Annotated in this window: 19 protein-coding genes; 3 read left to right on the top strand and 16 right to left on the bottom strand. The window is 44.0% G+C overall.

Translation table 11 applies throughout. From position 1 onward, the window contains the following. Window positions 1–12: 12 nt before the first annotated feature. A complete protein-coding gene (sdaAB, locus tag ACQ5BJ_RS00435) occupies window positions 13–711 on the bottom strand; it encodes an L-serine ammonia-lyase, iron-sulfur-dependent subunit beta (RefSeq protein WP_262866789.1) in 699 nt (232 codons plus the stop codon). Window positions 712–1,481: 770 nt separating this feature from the next. On the opposite strand from sdaAB, the gene ACQ5BJ_RS00430 reads away from it, so the two are divergent. Continuing rightward, complete coding sequence (locus tag ACQ5BJ_RS00430; RefSeq protein ID WP_262866790.1) at window positions 1,482–2,147, top strand: helix-turn-helix transcriptional regulator; 666 nt, start codon at window positions 1,482–1,484, stop codon at window positions 2,145–2,147. A gap of 278 nt (window positions 2,148–2,425) precedes the next feature. Here ACQ5BJ_RS00430 and ACQ5BJ_RS00425 read toward each other — a convergent pair whose 3' ends face one another. The 10 genes from ACQ5BJ_RS00425 to ACQ5BJ_RS00380 all read right to left on the bottom strand — a co-directional run bounded on the left by ACQ5BJ_RS00425 (window position 2,426) and on the right by ACQ5BJ_RS00380 (window position 11,539). Next, on the bottom strand, window positions 2,426–2,947 hold the full coding sequence (locus ACQ5BJ_RS00425; RefSeq protein WP_430107789.1) for a GNAT family N-acetyltransferase: 522 nt from the start codon (window positions 2,945–2,947) through the stop codon (window positions 2,426–2,428). An 85-nt stretch (window positions 2,948–3,032) separates the two neighbouring features. After that, window positions 3,033–3,671 (bottom strand): histidine phosphatase family protein, encoded by a 639-nt coding sequence (locus ACQ5BJ_RS00420; RefSeq protein ID WP_430107786.1) that lies wholly within the window; start codon window positions 3,669–3,671, stop codon window positions 3,033–3,035. A gap of 252 nt (window positions 3,672–3,923) precedes the next feature. Beyond that, entirely contained in the window at window positions 3,924–4,727 is an 804-nt protein-coding gene (locus ACQ5BJ_RS00415; RefSeq protein WP_005549702.1) for an aminoglycoside N(3)-acetyltransferase, read from the bottom strand. Window positions 4,728–5,148: 421 nt separating this feature from the next. Then, window positions 5,149–5,823, bottom strand: coding sequence for a prolyl oligopeptidase family serine peptidase (locus ACQ5BJ_RS00410; RefSeq protein ID WP_268600042.1), 675 nt, complete (start codon window positions 5,821–5,823; stop codon window positions 5,149–5,151). Window positions 5,824–5,870: 47 nt separating this feature from the next. Further along, on the bottom strand, window positions 5,871–6,692 hold the full coding sequence (locus ACQ5BJ_RS00405) for a GNAT family N-acetyltransferase (RefSeq protein WP_005549705.1): 822 nt from the start codon (window positions 6,690–6,692) through the stop codon (window positions 5,871–5,873). Between the two features lie 99 nt (window positions 6,693–6,791). Continuing rightward, entirely contained in the window at window positions 6,792–7,325 is a 534-nt protein-coding gene (locus ACQ5BJ_RS00400; RefSeq protein ID WP_197268411.1) for a GrpB family protein, read from the bottom strand. Window positions 7,326–7,750: 425 nt separating this feature from the next. Then, on the bottom strand, window positions 7,751–8,584 hold the full coding sequence (locus ACQ5BJ_RS00395) for a phosphoenolpyruvate hydrolase family protein (RefSeq protein ID WP_005549707.1): 834 nt from the start codon (window positions 8,582–8,584) through the stop codon (window positions 7,751–7,753). Then, window positions 8,581–9,825: a Tm-1-like ATP-binding domain-containing protein gene (locus ACQ5BJ_RS00390; RefSeq protein ID WP_430107781.1), complete on the bottom strand. Its 1,245-nt coding sequence runs from the start codon at window positions 9,823–9,825 to the stop codon at window positions 8,581–8,583. Before ACQ5BJ_RS00390 ends, ACQ5BJ_RS00395 begins: the two co-directional genes overlap by 4 nt. Window positions 9,826–9,933: 108 nt before the next feature. Continuing rightward, on the bottom strand, window positions 9,934–11,133 hold the full coding sequence (locus ACQ5BJ_RS00385) for a phosphoenolpyruvate hydrolase family protein (protein ID WP_171418592.1): 1,200 nt from the start codon (window positions 11,131–11,133) through the stop codon (window positions 9,934–9,936). A 187-nt stretch (window positions 11,134–11,320) separates the two neighbouring features. Then, window positions 11,321–11,539 (bottom strand): hypothetical protein, encoded by a 219-nt coding sequence (locus ACQ5BJ_RS00380; RefSeq protein WP_268619826.1) that lies wholly within the window; start codon window positions 11,537–11,539, stop codon window positions 11,321–11,323. Window positions 11,540–11,785: 246 nt separating this feature from the next. Between ACQ5BJ_RS00380 and ACQ5BJ_RS00375 the strand changes: the two genes are divergently transcribed. Beyond that, complete coding sequence (locus ACQ5BJ_RS00375) at window positions 11,786–12,301, top strand: DUF1572 family protein (RefSeq protein WP_430107777.1); 516 nt, start codon at window positions 11,786–11,788, stop codon at window positions 12,299–12,301. 43 nt (window positions 12,302–12,344) lie between these two features. Here the strand turns inward: ACQ5BJ_RS00375 and ACQ5BJ_RS00370 are convergent, their stop codons facing one another. The 5 genes from ACQ5BJ_RS00370 to ACQ5BJ_RS00350 all read right to left on the bottom strand — a co-directional run bounded on the left by ACQ5BJ_RS00370 (window position 12,345) and on the right by ACQ5BJ_RS00350 (window position 20,490). Continuing rightward, window positions 12,345–13,478 (bottom strand): ATP-binding protein, encoded by a 1,134-nt coding sequence (locus ACQ5BJ_RS00370; protein WP_268594627.1) that lies wholly within the window; start codon window positions 13,476–13,478, stop codon window positions 12,345–12,347. Then, window positions 13,475–14,149, bottom strand: coding sequence for a response regulator transcription factor (locus ACQ5BJ_RS00365; RefSeq protein WP_005549717.1), 675 nt, complete (start codon window positions 14,147–14,149; stop codon window positions 13,475–13,477). The genes ACQ5BJ_RS00370 and ACQ5BJ_RS00365 overlap by 4 nt, the downstream gene beginning before the upstream one ends. Window positions 14,150–14,175: 26 nt before the next feature. Next, on the bottom strand, window positions 14,176–15,951 hold the full coding sequence (locus ACQ5BJ_RS00360) for an ABC transporter ATP-binding protein (RefSeq protein ID WP_005549718.1): 1,776 nt from the start codon (window positions 15,949–15,951) through the stop codon (window positions 14,176–14,178). A gap of 252 nt (window positions 15,952–16,203) precedes the next feature. Continuing rightward, the gene (locus ACQ5BJ_RS00355; RefSeq protein ID WP_163978997.1) at window positions 16,204–17,658 is read right to left on the bottom strand and encodes a lytic polysaccharide monooxygenase; all 1,455 of its coding nucleotides are present in this window, start codon (window positions 17,656–17,658) and stop codon (window positions 16,204–16,206) included. Window positions 17,659–18,069: 411 nt separating this feature from the next. Next, the gene (locus ACQ5BJ_RS00350; RefSeq protein WP_430107771.1) at window positions 18,070–20,490 is read right to left on the bottom strand and encodes an EAL domain-containing protein; all 2,421 of its coding nucleotides are present in this window, start codon (window positions 20,488–20,490) and stop codon (window positions 18,070–18,072) included. A gap of 332 nt (window positions 20,491–20,822) precedes the next feature. On the opposite strand from ACQ5BJ_RS00350, the gene ACQ5BJ_RS00345 reads away from it, so the two are divergent. Next, on the top strand, window positions 20,823–21,500 hold the full coding sequence (locus ACQ5BJ_RS00345) for a response regulator transcription factor (RefSeq protein ID WP_005549722.1): 678 nt from the start codon (window positions 20,823–20,825) through the stop codon (window positions 21,498–21,500). The last annotated feature ends 8 nt before the right edge of the window (window positions 21,501–21,508 follow it).

Here is a 21,508-nt window from a genome sequence, read left to right as displayed (position 1 = left end):
CCCCTAATCTAATTAAAGAATAATGATATTAGCTGCACTGCTAGAATTTCGCAATTCCTTCTGAACATCACTAGATAATTGAGAATCCACATCAAATTGATATAAATATTTCCCTGACTTTTCCAAACTATTAAAATTGTTAATTTCCACATTATATTGTTTAAAGATCCTGCGTAATATAAATTCAAGGTCATCCCTCTCGGAAATCGCTATAATAACCGGCAATGGCCCTTGAAGATGTAAGCTAAACCCATCAATTTCTATATGTTTAATTTCGATTAATCCGCCACCGACTGAAGTTCCCATTGTTCTAATACTTCGATTTTCATCCTCCAGATAAATATCTGCAGTATTCGGATGACCGGCAGGACTATCACCTGCTTCTTCTAAAAATGTAATGTCAATTCCTTTAGATTCTGCTATTTCAATAGCATCAGGTACCCTACTATCATCGGCAGCAAATCCTAATATACCGGCAATAATTGCAAAATCAGTTCCGTGTCCTTTATGGGTTTCAGCAAATGATTCATAATACTTTACTACAACTTTTTTGGGAAGACCTTGAAATAATTTATTGGCAACTGTTCCAATAGCTAAGGCACCTGCAGTATGTGAACTGGAGGGGCCAATCATAATCGGGCCAATCACATCAAAACAACTTTTGTAATTAACAACCTTTTTTTCTTTAACAGGTACTAATTTCATGTTCATATAAGTTTCCTCCCCATAGTTGCCGTACCAGTTACTAGTATTACCAATCTAAAATAAGTTGTAATTATTCCAGTAATTAATCTGCAATAACTTGTTTCAAAAGTAGGGACCGGACTACGATAATGTCAGCTTGAGTAAGAGGTTCAACAGCGACAGAAACTTTAATAACAGTTATTACTAAATCTCATTTTCCGGTGTCATTCTAACTAAAGGAATAATAGCACCATGTAAGGGTTTTCAAAAGTAACACTAAGAATCATCAATTCCTTTCTTAGTACTAATTGATATTGAATACTTGGATAAATTATCGTTGCAATCAATGCCATCAAAACAACGATCATTTTCTAATCCTTCTCAATAAATTGAAATAATTTATTACAGTGATTATTTTTTATTACTACACAGACAGAGTACCACATAGATAATCGTGAAGTCAAACAAATGATAATAAATTATTTTTATGGTAATTTATTATTACAAATTTAATTTTTTCTCCCTTTTAAAATTCTACAAAACTTGTTATAAGTTATATTAGGGTTATCTATTTTGGATGCTGGCTTCTTCATTAAACGAAATCCTTGTCGCTAAAAGACCGAAGTTTGGTTGACTATAGCAGAAAAAAGAAGAATGCACCCATGTACGAGAAGTAAAGCGCATCTTTTATCGAAAGGGATGAATAAATTTTACTCAACCCTGGAATTGAATATGAATTCGCAAGCAATTTCATAGTGAATAAAATTCAGGAATAACGGATAAGGAGGAATACTTAAATGGATAATGAACTATTTCGACACTACCAAAATATAATGAATTATTTCGGGGAAATTTTGGGGTCTAATTATGAATTTGTATTACATGTTTTAAATCCTAATGGGGGCTCTCGTATCGGTCACATAGTCAATGGAGACTTAAGTGGAAGATCTTTAAATGGCCCTTTAACTGACTATGCAAAAAAATTAATCAACGAAAAAGTATATTTAAATAAGGATTATGTTGTAGATTATATTGGAGAAGGACCAAGAGGTAAAAAATTCCGTTCATCAACTTTATTTATAAAAGATCGTGAAGGTCAATTACAAGGTCTTTTATGTATAAATTTTGATGCGGATGCCTATAGGAAAGTTGCAAAGGATATATTAAAATTGGCCAATCTAAGTTCAGATATAGAACTAATTGAACAGGAAACTGACCAGGAACAACCTATTGAGAAACTTACCGATAATATTCGTAATATCATCTATGCAGTAATAGATAAAGATATATTAGAATCCGGCGCTCAGTTATCACCTGAACAAAAGAAACTTGCTATTTTAAAATTAAAAGAATATGGGGTATTTGAAGTTAAAGGTACAATAAATGAAGTTGCTGAAATAATGGGAATGTCGGAATCAAGTGTGTATCGTTATCATCAAATGATATCGCGCAACGACAAGTAGCCCCAATCGAACCAAAACAATAAATCGAGCAATACTGTTTCTAGTAATCTAAAAATGGACCACAGTAGTTTGAAAAGAGGAGATTAAGAAACGAATAAAAGCCTTGGATCAATCTGAGCCACTGAAGCACTTTCGTTTTCCTAAACCAAATTAAAATAGAGCGAAACAAAAGACGACTATTATTCTATTTATGGGAAAATAGTCGTCTTCCTATTACAGCTATAATCTCACTATAATCTCTGATCGACCTCATGATATCAATAGTGCTTCAAATTAACTTACTTTGCTGAGTTACAATATCTCTCCCGATATTCACGTGCCAGCATACTCATCATAATTGAATCGTGGTATTTGTGATTGTAGTACAGCGCCTCTCGCTGAACTCCTTCTTGAACGAATCCAATTTTTTCATACGCTCGAACCGCTCTTGCATTGTATGAAAATACAACCAATTCAATTCGATTGAGGTTCATCATGCCAAAGCCATAATCCAACATGAGAATCATCGCCTCTGAACCGTATCCTTGTCCACAGTCCTCTTCCGCAAATATCGCAATGCGTACGTGGCCGCTCCGATTCGATGAATCCATATCCATAATCGCAATTTCTCCGATTGGCCTGTCATCATCCTGCAGCGCTATAACAAATTGAATTCGTTCGCCATCCGATGCGATTCGCTCCAAATAGCTCTGCAGAACTTCTTTAGAAAAGAACTTCTTCGTACCTGTCAATCGGCTTGACTCCGTTAAGAGCATCGCCTCATAGTACCATTCCACATCATCGCCTGAAAATGGACGCAAGTATATTCTTTTTCCGGTTATACCTTTGCATGAATTGTGCATTATGCTTCACCGTCTTTACTTAAATTTGAAATAGACAAAATATTTAATCTTGCAAGATAGTTTTATAGTGACTCGTATCTCCGTGCCGCACAATGACGACCTTTTCCCCTTCTAGCTCAATCTCTACCTGACTTAAACTTGCAGGCTGAATATATGGCGGATCCCAAAGTGCCTCGGGCAGACGATGCTCAAAGTAGGCCATGAGCGTTTTGACGACCACAGTATGTGTAACTACTAGAATCGATTTGCCTGGATTGTCAGCAATAATAGATTGAACGTAAGGCAGTACCCGATTGCGAAGCTCTTCGAACGTTTCGCCATTCTCCGACTTGTACGCAGCCGGCTCATACCAGAATGCTTCAAACTGCTCTGGATAGGTGCGCTCCAGCACCGCTGCAAGCTGGCCTTCCCAATCTCCCAAATGTAATTCCTTCAGTGCATCACTGCTGATCATCGGGATATTCCGCTCCCCGCGAATGAGCCGTGCCGTCATATCTGTTCTGCCGCTGCTGCTGGCATAAATGCAATCAATCGGGGTATCCTTCATCGCTTCACCTAGCCATTGTGCCTGACTGACTCCAAGCGTTGTTAATGGCGAATCCATATGACCCTGCATGCGTCGTTCAACGTTCCATTCCGTTTCCCCGTGGCGGACAATATATAATGTCGTCTTCTTACTCATGAGATCACTCCTATTCGCAAGCAGTTACTTGCTCAAAAATTCCTTTTTCCAAATAAAGCTACATCGGCCGTATACCCAATGCATATCGAAATCGGTACGACAGTAATCTGGCAGAAATATAGCATAACCCGATCTGAGATATTCATTATCCTGGATCGGGCTATTCACAAGTCATTCCATTATTATACATATGAGTGCAGCATAAGAAGTTACAAATTCGTTGTTAGGAGGTCAACAAGCTTGTTCGCTCGCTCAGCGACGATTTTCCTCCATCCACTGAACGGCATAATCAACGAGCTCTCGGACAGGCATTAGCAATGCATCTGCATTTGCTATTTTCCCGCTGCGCACATAACCAGTATCACGGGCAAAATCAGCCCCAAGCTTCTCAAAGTCATCGGTATTGAAGTCTACATCTTGATACGCTACCCATGATTTTACACCGTCTACTAACATGGGGGCTTTCGAATTTATAACCTGCTTGCCTGTATAGTTAGCACGATACTCTGCCAAATGAATAGACGTGTTATTGCGATGCCCAACGCCCAGCAGCATGACACAACCATTGAGCTCATACAGCCTAGCTAATGGAGACTGCTCACCCAAACTGTAATTGAGACTGTGATTCGCAATGATCCGCTCCTGGTTCGATCCCCATGCAGCAAAGGAAACCTGTGGATGGCAGCTCCGCACAACCCCGCCCTGCTTCCGAAAAAGCTCCGGTATAAGCCCCATTTCCAAGCACGGTGTAAACGCACTATCAAATGCTGGCATATGTTCCCGAATCGGTTCCCACCAAGATTCCTGAACTGGTGGGCATCGCCATGTCGATGGATCTGATAAATCCACAGTATGTGTAGGCATGACAAGAGTTCCCTGCTCACCCAGCCGTTCTTCTAGCGCCAATATGACAGCTGACGCGCCGCCCGCTACCCAACCGCCTAATGATTTCATAGAGGAGTGCAGCAAAAGATTCATTCCCGGCTGCACGCCTAATGCCTCTAAATCTTTGATTAACGTACCGATCGTAATTAGTTCCCCGCTCATGACTTCCATTTTAACTCCACCTTATCTCTATATTGTTGATTAGGCGTTCGGATATAATAATACTATCTTCCATTTGCTATCCGCCTCTAGTACGAGTAAGTAATAGGAGACATTTTTTAATATGAAACGGTTGCCCCCTGGGCTCGTTTGAAAACCGTTATTCTACACAAGCTCTAATAAATGATACATATCGTATCAAAATGACCGCTTTCTCGGTGAATAATTATGCATCAGCGGTAATATTCGTCATCCATGATTCAATCTTCTTACATCTAGTTCATGCTGCTTGCTCCAGCACTAATAAATTGAATGACTAAGCGCTGTTCAAGGTCTTTAAGATTAACTTCCTTTGACATGGTCTCACTCCTTTATAGAAGTCTTGTCTTCGAAATAATCCTACAGCCGAAAGAGACCACTCATGGTCGATGAATTATGAATTCGTTTTATTCGCAGGCTTGGAATGGCTTAATAACCATTGATATAATTCTGGATTATTATAAGTTTTCGTCCACGAGTTGTGTTTCGTATTCGGATATACGGTAAGTTTCGCACTGCCGCCACTTGCTTCGACTGCTTTTACCATCTCTTGCGCCTGTTTAACCGGAGTAACATCGTCATTTTCTCCATGGAATGCCCATATCGGCGTATGTTTAAGTTGCTTGCTCTTTTCGAGATTTCCGCCACTGCATATCGGAGCTATAGCAGCGAATTTATTCGGATAATCAGCTGCCAGGTTCCATGCCCCGGAGCCCCCCATACTTAGGCCTGTGACATATACTTTACTTTCATCAATGTTGTGTGTTGCAATCAATTCATCCAACATGGCAATGACAGCGTCTGTCTCCATTTCCCACATCGAATTTTGCGGACATTGGGGTGACACGATAACAAAAGGAAATGCCTTGCCGTTGTCAATCAAGTACGGAGGTCCGTGCCGCTTGACCAGCTTAATATCGTTCCCTCTTTCCCCTGCACCATGCAAGAATAAAAGCAATGGCCACTTCACTGACTGATCGTCACCATACTTATCAGGCAGGTACAACAAGTAATGAATATCTACCTGCTTTCTGATTTCACGCTGCAGTCTGTGCTGGACTTGATTCATCAACAATTCTCCCTCCTCGGTTTACATAATAGGGAACACGTTGCCTATTAAAATTTATATCTATAGCCTCTGTAACTCATTTCTCTTTGGAACCCGATTCGCTCTGCAATTGCATTCGATGGCTTATTCGATGCTGTACAGTCCCAGCATATGCATTGCCCCTGGGAAAATAAATGCTCCACATAGGTACGAACTGCAATCTGCGCGAGCTTACGGCCACGATACTGGTCAATTGTGACAATTCCTAGCGCATGAATATGACGGTATCGAAAGCCGGTAATACACAAACTTGCGACAGAATGATTGTGCATCACACAAAATCCACCGCCGTCTTGTAGAAACCGTTCCGTAGATTCCCAATAGTCCAATACTCTTGATTCAAGAAATGAATGGTTCAGGATGCTCTTATTTTGCAGCAGCTCCTTCGAAACCTGAACAATCTCATATTCACCGTCAGGCAATTGGATCGCTTTATGCTTATAATCCGGCAACATTAGAGATCGTACATAAGATATCCATGAGGACAGTTCCCGATCTGCAAACATTTGCTCAATCGCTGTATTCCAACTCGGATGAGTGCCAATGCATTCCGCCCACTTGAGCCCTAATTTAAGTGCTTCTTCACGTATTACTTCATCCATATAAACTTTTATGCCCCTATTGAAGGACGAATTACTAGCGTCACCAACAAATAAAAAACCGTCTAAATTGCCCTGCCATATTAAAGCGGACTTCGGCGTGTCCGCATGATCGACAAATATTCTGCCAGGATTGTTGCCTGCTACGATTGCCTTCGACTCCAGCATCATTGTGCAATTTACAAGATCTGTACATTTATAAAATTGATCGCGTTCCAGCTCAACTATCATACTTCTTCTTCCTCCCGTTGGAAATGATACATTCCTAACAACCATACCTTGAATATATCGCGTCCATGCGGTCGATCGCTTGTGAAAAAACAATACAAATCAAACTTTCCCTTCCTCGTTTACCTGTTCCTCGTGCGCCTTACTCATAATTTCTCGGATAAATGCGGCCTTGCCAGCCGTGTAATGAACACGATCATGCGGGAATTGAGCCGCCAGAGCATGCTTCAGTTGGACATATTGCTCTTTGGTCGCTGGATGACTGCGCAAATAATTTCGGAAGCGAATATTGTTCTGCCACATCTCTCCTGCATATTGATAGACATGCAAATGCTCCGTGCCAGCTCTCCACTTCCCTCTGCGGAAGAACAGCCTCTCTGGAAATTCTGGCTTATGTACATACTCATATCCGATCGCTTGCAGTCGTTCCTTATGCTCATGCTTGACGTCCGCTATTTCTCGTACCCCGAGCATCATATCAATAACAGGCTTGGCACCAAGCCCCGGAACGGATGTGCTGCCGATATGCTCTACAGCTATACAAATCGCTGACACTGCTTCCCGAATCTTATCTCGCTCTTCTTCGTACCTCTTTATCCATTCTGGATTATATGCATCAATGATGACTTGTTCCATGTCGTCACCTCTCTATGCTTTGACTTTTTGCCCAATGCTGCTCACCCCAAAGACTGTACGGCTTAACTGCCCTCGATTTGTTCCGAGTGTAGTTTTTTCTCCACCTGTCTACCATTTCCTCTTTTTGCTTCGCCTCCCCCCCAACCTACAGCCTCATGTCCGGAAATGAATTTCCATTTTCTTTACAACAGCGTGTTCGGTTTAAATCGGTATGGCAAAGCACTGTCCTTGGCATTGGACAGGATGTCAGTTAACCCATCTCGAAGCATCGGACCTGCTGTATTGCTCAGCGGTGATGCTTGACCTCCCAATGCACAGTCTGAGCCAAAGGGATAATGGAGCAATGAGCAAATAGAGGCGTATTTCCCGATACGTACAAAAAAAGGAGAACCTTAATTCGGCTCCCCTCTCTTTCAAGTGATATATTATGCCTTTAGCTTTACATTTTTGAACGCTTCCGCTTGCTGTCTAATTCCAACCTCAGCTGCAAACCGCTCAATGCTCGATGCACCGAAGAATCCATCAATGCCAGTCGTATGCTCGAAAATGTATTGTGCATCTTCAGGATCCGCGATCGGACCACCGTGGCAAATGACCAGAAGATCCGGATTGATGGAACGGCCGGCATCCGCAATCGCTTGTACTCGTTTCGCGCAATCCTCAAGCGTCAACGCTGTCTTCGCTCCGATAGTCCCTTTCGTCGTCAAGCCCATATGTGCAACCAAGATGTCTGCTCCCGCTTTTGCCATCTTAATCGCCTGCTCCTCATCAAATACATACGGAGTGGTCAGCATATCGAGCTCGTGTGCTTGGCGAATCATTTCTACCTCAAGGTCATAGCCCATGCCAGTTTCTTCGAGGTTTGCTCTGAATACGCCGTCGATCAAGCCGACAGTCGGGAAGTTTTGCACACCAGCAAATCCCTGTTCCTTCAACTGCTTCAAGAACACTTCCATGATGCGAAACGGATCTGTACCGCATACACCTGCCAGCACAGGTGTGTTCTTTACTACAGGCAATACCTCTGCACCCATATCGACAACAATCTTATTGGCATCGCCATACGGGAGAAGCCCTGCCAGTGAGCCCCGTCCAGCCATGCGATACCGACCCGAATTGTAAATAATGATAAGGTCTACTCCACCTGCTTCACCGCTTTTAGCGGATATTCCTGTTCCTGCTCCTGCTCCTAGAATCATTTCACCTTTCGCAACTTGTTGTTTGAGTTTGTTGATCATGTCTTGGCGAGATTGTTTCATTTTACTTCCTCCTTGTTGCTGTTCTTGTTGGTGCTGTACTTCATAAGCTCGATTAGCTTCTGAGCTGCTACTACGGCAAAATTTGCATCGTTAATGTCGCTATCGAGCTCGATAAGCTCTACAGCGTCCTTATTGATATGAGTTCGAATGGTGTTAAATAGCGCCTCATCCTCCGCCGGTCCATAGAACGGCTGGCCCTCTACATCCAGTGCAGATACTCCCTTCAAGGGCAGCATCAACACCGTTGGTGCAGTCGCCTGATTCAGCTTCTCTGCAAGGATTTTGCCGAGTAGTATGTTTTCCTCAACCGTAGTTCGCATGAGCGTGACGGACGGATTATGCTTGTAAAAATTCCGATTCTGGAACCGCTCCGGCACCGTATCGAACGGCCCGAAGTTCACCATATCCAGCGCTCCTGTTGATACGACCTGCGGCACTTGTGCACGCGCAGCCGCTTCCAGCCGATGCGGCCCAGCGTTCAGCACGCCTCCAACCAATTCGTCGCACCATTCAGTCGTAGTTAAATCCAGAACACCTTCAAAATAGTTGGATTCGATCAGTCGTTCCATCGTTTTGCCGCCAGCACCTGTCGCATGGAATACAATAACCTCATAACCCTGCTGCTCCAAGTATTCCCTAGCTTGATTGACACATGGCGTGGTAACGCCGAACATGGTTGCTGCAACAAGCGGCTTCTTTTCTACATCAATCGCAGTCTCTTCCTTCACCATGCCTGCAATCGCCAATGCTGCATTCGTAAATATGCGGGTAGAAATCGAGTTCAAGCCTGATACGTCGACGATTGATGGGTACATCATAATATCACTTGTCCCCACATATTGGGATACGTTGCCTGATGCAACCGTCGACACCATGATCTTCGGCACTCCGATTGGCAGCGCTCTCATTCCTGGGGTGACTATGGATGTTCCTCCTGAGCCGCCGAAGGAGAGAATACCGTCGAACTTGCCTTCCCGATAAAGGCGAGGAATCAACTTTTCCATCCCTTTGGCCAATACCTCTGTTGCCAAGGCACGATTTTTTTGGGAGGCAATCTCATGGATGTCGGCTTGCACCTCCTGAGCGACCTCCTCATTTGACACGTCTGGAACGAACATCGGATCAAATACTCCGCTGTGAATCGTAAGCGTATTCAACCCAAGGCCTTGCAAAATGTCCTTTACGAATAGAAACTCTTTACCTTTGGAGTCGAACGTACCGACTATCGCAACCGTTTTCAATATAACAACCTCCTTATCAAGTGGAAGTATATGAACTACTATCTAAGCCGGCTTACCATTCAAGTATAGGCTGAATCCTGTTCGGATACATGTGTATTTGTACGATATTCATGTGTTTTTGTATTGTCGTTGGTATTCTCTCGGGGATTTCCCTGTCTTCTTTTTAAACGTTTTGCTGAAATGTGCGTAATCATTGTAGCCGACCAGACTAGAGAGCTCTGACAGTTCCAACTCACTCTCCTTCATAAGCTCGATCGCCTTATTGATTCGGAATCGTGTCAGGTACTCCGGGAATGTGCATCCGACTTCTTTTTTGAACAAATGACTGAGATGTGTTCTTGAAATGTGCGCAACCTGTGCCAGCTCCGCAAACGAGATGTCATTCCTATAATTCGTCTCCACGTATTCCTTCACGAACTGTACGTAATCGTAATGTTTCGTCACACCCTCCAGCATTTTATGCAGCAGCTTGTCCTGCTCTGTTAGCCCCACTTCCTTGAAATCAATCGCTGTCTTCGTAATTGCAGCCTCCGATGGGATTCGTTCGAAGGATGATCCTCCCAGGTAACCAACCGCCCCTGTATTGTCATACATGTACTTCACATCTGTCGGCGTATTGACAGGACCGCCATATATCATTTTGAATACATGGGGATTACTATCTTGGCAAGCTTGGAAAATATCTGACGCTAATTCTGCAGCTGCCTTCAAGGAGAGCACCTTCGCCGCACCCAATATGCCGCCCTTGGTAAATCCTAAGTGCGCGCAGATCACATCCGCTCCCGCATCCGCCATCTGACACGCCTGCTCCCGATTGAACACGAACGCAATCGTGAACATTCCCATACTGCTCGCAATCCGAATAGCCTCCACTTCTGCATCGAAGCCAATCCCCTCTTCCTGAAGCGCCTCCCCGTACACGCCGCCAATCAGTCCTACAGTCGGATAATTATTAATCCCTGAAAATCCTTTATCGCGTATTTCTTGTATATAGGCTTCTAATTGTATGGTTGGATCCGTCGCGCATAAGCCGAATAATACCGGCACCTCTCTCACGAGCGGTACAATTTCCTTCGAGCCAAATTCCATAACCATCTCATTGCAATTGCCGAAAGGCAAAAGTCCCCCTAATGAGCTCAGTCCCATCTGTCTGAAGCGACCCGAATTCAAGGCCAAGATGAAATCAGCGCCACCCTTAACCGCATATCTTGCAGATATCCCCGCTCCCGCTGCAACGCCAATAATATGCCCATTCGATGTTAACTGGGCGTGCAATCTATTTCGTATCGTTTCGCGGTCAAAATACACGATGGTGCACCTCCTTCTAAACTACTGAACATCCCTGGCTGCTTATGTAATCCATCTTATTGTGAATATCATAACATTCTACATGCGACGGGTCGAATTTCATCTGATTTCTCTGAGGATATCGCAAAAACTGTTCATTACATAAAAAAGCAGCTTACAAAGAAATTAGTAAGCTGCTGAAATCATCTTATTCCGTTTTCCTCATTGTCCGCCGCTGTGCAAGCAAACTGAGCAGAACTGCCGTATTGCCCATCGCTAAAAAGAGGGATACGCTCGCAACGAACATCGTTTCCGACAGCATCTCTTTACCGCCTCTATATTCACTCACCATAAGGATTGCAGATATACAGAATACGATACAACATGTAAGCACAGCATAAAAACGCCGCTGGATTCTCTTCTCCATTCACATAACCTCCTAACAATCCGCCGTTCCGTCCTTTTTTCAAAACATTCTCTATGGTCACTACTAATATGGTCACATTTATTTTCATTACAGAACTCGTGATTCAAAAATTTACTCCTCCTCATTGCCCACAACCCATTTAAGGTGCATAATACGAGTAAGCACTACCAACATAAAGGAAACAAGGAAATTCTCACCTATGAGTATTATACCTAAGATCTCAGACAGATAAAGGAGGAGTTTTCGATGATGACCCAGGCGGAAATCTCTATCGCCAACCATTATCTCCATGTCGTAACTGAGAGATTTGTCGAGTTGAAAAAGATGGCTGAACGAACGTTTGAGCAGTTAAACGAAAATGAGTGGAACTGGTCTTACAACGAGGAATCGAACAGCATTGCCGTGATCGTGCAGCATATGAGCGGCAATATGATCTCACGGTGGACCGATTTCCTCACAACTGACGGGGAGAAACAGAATCGGGATCGCGACGGAGAATTCGAGGGCAGCATGAGAAGCCGGGAAGCGCTGCTGGACGTGTGGAATCAAGGGTGGAGGGTTTTTCTGGATACGCTTCATTCGCTAACAGCAGACGATCTTACCAAAACAATTACAATACGCCAACAGCCGCATACCGTCATCGAAGCTATTGAACGACAAATGTCCCATTACGCCTACCATGTAGGTCAGATTGTATATACAGCTAAGCAGTTGAAATCTGAGGAATGGAGCACGCTTTCTATACCGAGAAAAAAACAATGACACATACCGTCTAACATCCATAAAAACAAAAGCGCCGCTCACCCTAATTTTGTGAAACGGCGCTGTCTTCATTTCGGGTCACAGATTGGACGGAAGCATCCAAGGGAAGCTTGACTGAGAACGTTGCTCCCTCCCCCTTTACACTTGTAACGTCAATCACCCCATGGTGAAGCTGAACAATTTTCTGCACGATAGATAGTCCCAGCCCATTGCCCCCGGCGGCACGGTTCCGTGATGCATCTGCCTTGAAAAATCGTTCAAACAGATGTGGGATATGCGCTTCATCAATTCCGATACCACTATCCGCAACATTTACCTCCACGATATGCCCCATCTGATGCGCTTCAATATGAATCGAACCACCCTCAGGTGTAAACTTGATCGCATTGTGTACAAGATTCATCCATACTTGACTCAGCATTTCTTGATTTGCAACAATCTCGATTTTGTCCAGATTCAGATCCAGCTCAATTTTCTTTTCCAGCCATTGCGGCTCACTGACGAGCGCAATATTGCGAAGCTGCTGATCCAAGCGATAGCTTTTCAGCTCCATTGGATGATGCTCTGATTCCAGTGAGGTTAGCTTCAGCAGGTTCTCACTAAGCTTGGAGAGCCTCATCGTTTCCATTTCAATGATTTGCAGGTAATTTTGCCGCTCTTCCTCGCTTATCTCCTCACTTTGCAAAGCACGGGCAAACCCGCGAATTGAAGTTAGCGGCGATTGAATCTCATGTGACACATTCGATATAAATTCCTGTCGCATCTGCTCCATTACCCCTAAGCTATCCGCCATTTGGTTAATCCCCTCGACGAGAGAGCCGTATTCATCTCGGAAATCCTCATGCATCGGGATACTGACGTCAAAGTTTCCTTGGGAAATTTTTTTTAGCGCATCAAGAATCAATTGATAAAATTTAACATGCTTCATACGCATAAATGGGAACATAATCGCAAGAACCATGATGAAAAATAGCACGCCCATCACACATAAAACGAGAAAGGCCCAATAGCTGTCCCGTCTCCACCCCAGCCAATTCATCAGATACGGATTAATGAAATAGGACAATGACCAAACTCCCAAAATGATCAGTAATATAGTGCCGATCCCTGTAATAAATTTCAGAACCCGACCTGTTTTTGTCAGCTTAAAGGCTGCATATCGCTTACGAAGGGTCATTCGAGCACCTCTAGCCGATAGCCTAGTCCACGGATCGTCTTAATCTTGAAGCCATACTCCTGCTCTGGAAATTTCTCTCGCAAGCGATTGATATGGACATCGAGCGTTCGCTCGTTGCCTTCAAAGTCAAAGCCCCATATATCCTCAATCAGTTGTTCTCTGGAGAAGGTCTTGCCCGGATAACCGCCTAGCTTGAACAACAGCTCAAATTCCTTCATCGGCAGCGGAATCTTCGCATCTCCCAATATAACCTCGAATGTATGCTGATCCATCGCAATCCGGCCAAATTGGACAAGCTTGGATACAGCAATTTGATACCGCTTGAGCAGCGCCTTTACACGCACAACCAGTTCCAACGGATCGAACGGCTTCACTAAATAATCATCCGTACCAAGATTGAAGCCTTTCACCTTCTGCGACGTGTCACCCTTAGCCGTCAACATGAGAAGCGGAATATCATACAGCGCCCTTAGTTCCCGGCATAACTCCCACCCATCCATGTTCGGCATCATAATATCAAGCACGACCAAGTCGACCTTATTGACCTCCATTTGGTTCAGCGCTTCAACACCATCGGGGGCTTCAATCGTTCTGAAGCCCTCCTTTTGCAAAAATACGGTGACTAGCTTGCGAATATGCGGATCATCGTCTACGACGAGTATAGTTGCCATCTTGCCTACGCCGCCTTTCTTCCTATCTAGCAAGCTTCTTCCGATTCATCGTGGATGCGAAGCTGCTGTGAAGCGAATTCATGGTACATCTCATGACTTTCAAACAGAGTTGCATGGGTTCCGCAGCCTGTCAGACGCCCCTTCTCTACAAATACGATCTGATCTGCATCGACTACAGTAGACAAACGGTGTGCAATGACAAGCGTTGTACGACCCTGCATTAAATTGTTCAATGCTTTCTGCACCACTATTTCCGATTTGCTATCCAATGCGGATGTAGCCTCATCCAACATCAAAATACGCGGATTGCGCAGCAGCGCCCGAGCAATGGCTATCCGCTGGCGTTGCCCGCCAGACAGCTTAATTCCGCGTTCTCCTACAGCTGTCTCATATCCATCGGCAAGTTCTTTAATGAAGCCATCCGCATAAGCCATTTGCGCAGCACGTTCCAATTCCTCATCCGTCACTTCACGGTTCATTCCATAGCATATATTTTCCCGAATCGTCCCATCGATAAGCGGACTTTCTTGAGATACATACCCGATTTGAGCTCTCCAAGATTGTAAGGAAAAATCATTGATATCATCCTTGCCCAGTTTAATCGTACCTGAAGTTGGCAAATAGAATCGTTCGAACAGGGAGAATAGTGTCGTCTTCCCTCCGCCGCTCGGCCCTACGATCGCCGTTACTTTACCAGCAGGAATCGTGAAGCTTATATCTTCTAGTATAGGCTCTCCTTGTGCATAAGCAAAGTGGACATGTTCCACATGAATCGTTTGATTCGCCTGCTCCACTTGCTTCCCGTTCACATGATCTTCTTCCTCTGCATCAAAAATGGTGATCATGTGATCAGTTGCCCCAATCGCCTTCTGCAACTGTGTGAAGAACATAGACAACTGACTCATAGGCATCACGATTTGAACCAAATATAGAATGAAGGCAACCAATTCACCCGCAGACAATACGCCAGAGGATACCCGCATACCGCCATATCCAATAATTACGACAAGCAGCACCATTAACACAAATGAAATGATTGGCGCGATCATCGCCTGAACGACACCTTCTTTAATTCCAAAGTGAAGCAGGTTATTAATCCCCTTACGGCCATTCTCATACTCCCTGGATTCAGCATTTGATGCTTTTACGAGGCGAATCTCAGACAATACTTGACTTAATACGGCTGTGAAAGATGCAGTCTCATCCTGCATACCCTTCGATATTTTGAACATTTGCTTGCCCAGTGGGAAAAGAATGAGCGCCGCGAGCGGAATGACTACCAGCATAATCGCTGTCATCTGCCAGTCCAAGTACAGCAATACAATAAACGAACCGATAACGGATACAATTCCTGTAAAAAAGCTTGATAAATGCTCGGTAATGAAGCCTTTTACAATTCCGGTATCATTCGTAATCCGGCTTACTGTTTCGCCTGTTTTGTTCTCATCATAATAGGATACGGGCATTATCAGCAGCTTCTTCCACAACCGATCCCGCAAGCCAGCAACTACCCGTTGTCCAATGAGATTCAACATGTATATCGACAAGCCAGAAGCTACTGTCTGTATGATGAACGCTGCAGCCAAAGCCACAATCTGCATCGTATCCAGCTTGGACAAGGAGAAGTTGTCCACCATCCCCTTCGTGAACATCGGAATAACCAGTGATACTGCGGTTGAGCCGATACTCATTAATAATGCAATAAATAACATCAATTTTGATGGCTTGGTCTCATTGATGACGCGCAAAAATTGTCGCCAATTTCCGAGTGAGCCCTTCATACCTTCTAATTCTCTATCCATTGATCCCCAACTCCTTATTTATCATCAGCATGTGCGATTGAGTCCATCATAATCAATGAATGTAAACAGAATGTAAACGGGTACGACACTTCAACAAAAAAGCCGCCCTCAAACGTGAACAGGTGAGCAAAAATCACTTTCACCAGCTTCATTCGTTATTAGAACGGCTTCTTGTAATCCAAATCGAAATCCATATGGATACATACTATTCTTCTATATGGAACAAAGAAAAATTGCTATAAAACTCAACAATTATTTAACTAGCTGCCATACATCCGCTTTTCCTGGTGTTTCGCCTTTTGTCCACCATTTTGCTTGATACGTATGGTCTTCATAGGTAACCTTAGCTTGACCATCATATGCAGTCGCGGCATTCCATTCCAGCGCTGTATCGCTGAGCAGTTTCCACACGTCAGAAGAGCCTGGCTTATCGCCTTGTGTCCACCACTTCGCTTCATATTCAAGACCTTGATAGGTTACGCGATTGCCCCCAACATATACTTTAGCACTGTCCCACGTTGTAGACGTCTCCTCTTCAGGCTTTGTCGTCACTTGCAGTGCTGCACTTGGTGTAGATCGATTGCCCGCTTCATCGACAGCTACTACTGTGTACGTATATGTCGTTTCTGGCTTGAGGCCATGATCCATGAACGAAGGCTCGACCGCTGTGCCTGCTAGAGCCCCATTACGGTATACTTCATAATTCGCTACACCGACATTATCCTTCGATGCATCCCACACAAGATGAACGCTTGTCGTCATTTGATGCGGTGCTCGTACATTGTCTGGAACAGAAGGTGCTTCCGTATCCACAACAGATTGCTTTGTTGATACAGCAAGTGGACTGCTTGCCTCAGAACGGTTATTCGCACCATCAACCGCTACAACTGTATACGTATACGAAGTGGAAGCAGTCAGTCCTTTATCTACGTAGGAGGTAGTATTGGATGTTCCTGCTAACACACCGTTGCGGTACACTTCATAGTGCTTGATTCCGTTCGATGCATTGGATGCTGCCCAGCTAAGCTCAATGCTGGAAGCCGTTTGCGTGTTCGAAACGAGCTTCGATGGTACAGTAGGAGGCTGCACCTCTCCATTATTGATCAAGTTGACGTCTACAACTTGATAGAATGCATTGCCTGTATCCGCGATTTCCCACACACCCAAAATAATGTGATAGCCGCTGCGATCTGTAGGAATATTTACTTCATGCGATACTTTTGTTTGAGGCTTTTTGCCTCCGTCCTGGAACGATGCGAATAACTCCAGATCCGAGCGCTTCAAAGGTTCGTTCGGATTCCAATCTTTTTTCGTAATGTAATATTTCCATTCCTTCGTGCTATGTGGCGCCGTTAAATGCCAAGACATTGTGTTCTTGCCGCCATGAAGCGTCACCTTCGACCAGCGGTCAGCAGATTGCTCGAACAATTCCGGGAAAATGCCGCCACCTGTTATTTCTCCGTCTTTTGGTCCACCCGTTGGGAAATTCCCTTTTGCCTCTACACTTTGCGGCTCATACTGAATTGCGCCGCATGTTTTATTCTCTCCTTGCTTGCACAGCAGCGCTCTGCTTGCCGGGCCTTCCATGTAACCGTGAGCGGATACTGTATCGGCAAAGCCGCCTGTCATTGCCGCACCTAGTACAACCATTCCGCAAGAAAGGATAAGCGTTTTAACATTTTTATTCCAGCCGTGCTGTTTACTCATTCGTACTATCCCCTTCCCGTGTCTTTAAGTCTTTTGCATACGAACCTTATGATGAGACTATATGAACATATACTCACTATTCGTCTCGACCCCATCTTACCGAGAACGTCCTGCTCTGCAAAGGTTCCTCTTACCTATAGACACGGTTTCACAAAAGTACTTGGTAGGATATCTCAAAAAAATCAAAAAAGAACCATTTCCATGACTTAAGTCGCAAATTAAAAACCAATTTGTTGCATAAATGCAATTTAATACATCCGTTATGCCAATTCTCGGAATTACGGTACGTTCCCATCCCTCTTGAAAATAATCGAAAAATGCTATTAAAGTTAAAGCATTATAATTCTTTTAGACTATGAAGACAACAATTTCATATGTCTACATAATCATTTGTATTAATAAAAAATAATTTTAATCTTGAGCGAATTCCATCTGGCGAAGCGGCACAAAAAATGAGGTTTCAACATCAGCCGCAGGCAGCGGTTTGCTGAAATAGTATCCTTGTATTTTCCGACATTCCTTCTCTGTCAAAATGTCCAGTTGTTCCTTCGTCTCAATTCCTTCTGCAATCACATCCAGCTTTAGATGCTGCGCCATCGAAATAATGGTTGCTACGATTGCTTTGTCATTTTCGTTGCTAGAGATATCTGCAATGAACGATTTATCAATCTTCAGCTTATGTATCGGGAACGTCTTCAAGTAACTTAGCGAGCTATACCCTGTACCGAAATCGTCCAAGCTGATGCGTATGCCAAGCTTATTAAGCTCATGCAATATCGTTGTGGAAATGCCCGCATCCATCATCATGCTTTCCGTAATTTCGAGTACCAAATATTGTGATGGAAGGCCTGTCTCATGCAGCACCACCCTCACTTGTTCTGTGAGGTTCGAATGGTGGAACTGTTGTGTGGACAGGTTGACAGATACAGGTATCAATGGCCCTCCCGCATCATGCCATTCCTTCATTTGCCGGCAAGCCTCTCGAATGACCCAATTGCCGATTTCACTAATCATTCCCGTATCTTCGGCTAATGGTATGAATGCACCTGGCATCAACAAGCCTCGTGTTGGATGATTCCATCTCACTAACGCTTCCACGCCGATAATTTTACTGTCTTCTGTACTTACTTGCGGTTGATAGTGCAGCACAAGCTCATTTCGCTGTACGGCCTTGCGCAAATCACCTTCGAGCTCAATCTTGCCGAGTAAGCCTACATCCAAGTCAGGGGTATAAAATTGATGGCCGTTCTTGCCATGCTTCTTCACCTCATACATCGCAGCATCTGCCTTCTTAATCAACTCAACCGGATCCTCGCTGTCCTTCGGATAAATAGCCGTACCGACACTAGTGGAGATATAAAAATCATTATCCTTCAAATGGAAAGGCTGCCGCATTTCCTCTACGATACGTGTGGCCAATTCCTCACATTCTGTTCCCTCCGGATTCGTACGGCAGAGTACGATAAATTCATCGCCACCGAGTCGGGAAATCGTCGCTTCATAGCCGGCAACACTGGAGATAATTCGTTTGCTCACGGCCTGCAAGAAAATATCGCCGTACGTATGTCCAAGCGAGTCATTAATCAGTTTGAACCTGTCGATATCCAAGGCCATAACACCAAAATACCTCCCATCCCGTTCGCTCTCTTGAATTAGCTTGGCTAAAATTTCATTGAACATACGGCGATTCGGCAGCCCCGTCAGGTCATCATGATAAGCTAAATGCTTAATCTGCTCCTTAGCCTGTTTCTCTTCCGTAATATCTCGCGCGATAATATGATTTCCTGCTAGCTCACCTTCAATCTCTACGGGAACAATATTAATTTTAAGTTCTAAGCGGCGGCCATCCTTGGCCATAACTGCCGTATCATAGCTATGTGTCGCGAAACTTCTTTGGCTATGATATACCTTTCGGGTTCCTTCATCTTCTCCTTCCGCAATATTTGCTTCGATATTTGAAATATTTTGGAGTATGTATTCTTCCGCACTCCCCCCAATCATTTGAATAACCGCAGGGTTCATGCTAATAATTCGACCATTTGTATCTACTGATATGATTCCATCTACATTGTTCTCGTACAAGCTTCGATACCAACCTGCATGCTCTTGGATGACCGAATCCTTCTGGGATAGTCGCTTCGTAATAAATATGCCGAACAAGGTCATGCCAAGAAGTAGAAATGTCGCACATGCAATAATATACGCGAGCACAGCCGGATCGATCAGCAATGTGGAACGCCGACTCTTGCTCGGATCAATATAGAAATGAGCTGCGTACATGCCAGTGTAATGCATCCCTGCAATTCCACCTCCCATAATTAGCGCACTCCCTAGCTTGTACCAAGTCCCGCTGTCCTGTTGATCCGTGCGGTAATAAAAAAGCAGCCACAAAGCTACCGCAGAAGCGGATACCGAAATAGCAACAGATAGAATGACAAGACTCGTATCATATGTAATTCCAATCATCATCGCTTCCATGCCGACATAATGCATGCCTGATATCCCAACTGCCATTATTAAACCAGATAAAACAAGTTCCATGATGCCGATCTTCTTCCTCGCTATAGTGAATAGAGAAATGCTTGATACAGATATTGCGAGAATGACCGAAATGACAACATCATCGATGTGGTAAGAAACCTTTACGGGCAATGACATGGACAACATCCCTACAAAATGCATAGACCATATGCCAAGCCCCATAGATGTTGCTCCACATACCAGCCAGATTAACCTTTTGCTCCCCTTACTCATACTAATTCGACTTGCCAAATCGAGTGCAGAGTAGGATGCTGTTACAGCGATTAAATAAGAAACAATAACGAGAAACATATCATATGTCCCCTGAATATGATGAACATGCCCCATTTCCTGTCACCTTCTTTCCCTTTGTTGATAGGCATTTTCCATCATTTCCAAAGCAACCGTTTATATGCGACAATCATACTATATAAATGATTAATTTTGAATATATTGCAGGTTATAAATAACTATTTATAGGTCTTAAGAACCATATATTAGTTAATATTACCATGTATGCAAGCGATGCTTATCGTGTACAGTTAGGAGTAAGTGCACTTATTACCGTTCAACATGCCAGCAGCGGCCTTATTAAGGCTGCTTTTTTACGTATGTTCGGATCATCAATTCACAAGGAGGACACCATGAATATTCTTGTTGTGGACGACGAAGAGAGCATCCTAAATCTCATCCGTCTCAATTTAGAGATTGAAGGCTACACGGTACATACCGCTGCTAGTGGAAACGCTGCACATGAACAGTGGCGAACACAGCAAATTGATTTCATTATTCTCGATGTGATGCTGCCCGATACAGACGGGTATCAATTGCTGCGTGAATTCCGAAGCAGCAACCCTGACATCCCCATCATTATGCTTACCGCTAAGGGACAAATCAATGACAAGCTGCTTGGATTGCAGCTGGGTGCGGATGATTACCTTGTCAAGCCATTTCACAGCACGGAGCTGCTGCTCCGCATTAAGGTAATTGAACGCAGACTTAATAAGCAAGCGCAAATGGACACCAGCGCTGCCCTTATCCAATTCGGGCCGTTCCGGGTAGATCAAGCGAAGCGCACTATATATGTACATGATGAACCATTGATACTAACATATCGAGAATATGATTTGCTTCTTCTACTGCTATCGAACAAGCAGCGCATCTTTACCCGCGACGACCTTCTCATGAAGGTGTGGAAACTCGATTATCCTGAAAATACGAGAGCCGTCGATATTATGATCCAACGCCTTCGCAAGAAGCTCGGCCATGAAGGCGAGCGCATCAAGACGATTTACGGCGTCGGCTATAAAATCGATTGTTGAACAGCCAA

This window comes from Paenibacillus sp. B1-35, from assembly GCF_050474385.1.
Taxonomy (GTDB): domain Bacteria; phylum Bacillota; class Bacilli; order Paenibacillales; family Paenibacillaceae; genus Paenibacillus_B; species Paenibacillus_B alvei.
This window is presented reverse-complemented; position numbering and strand designations above follow the sequence as displayed.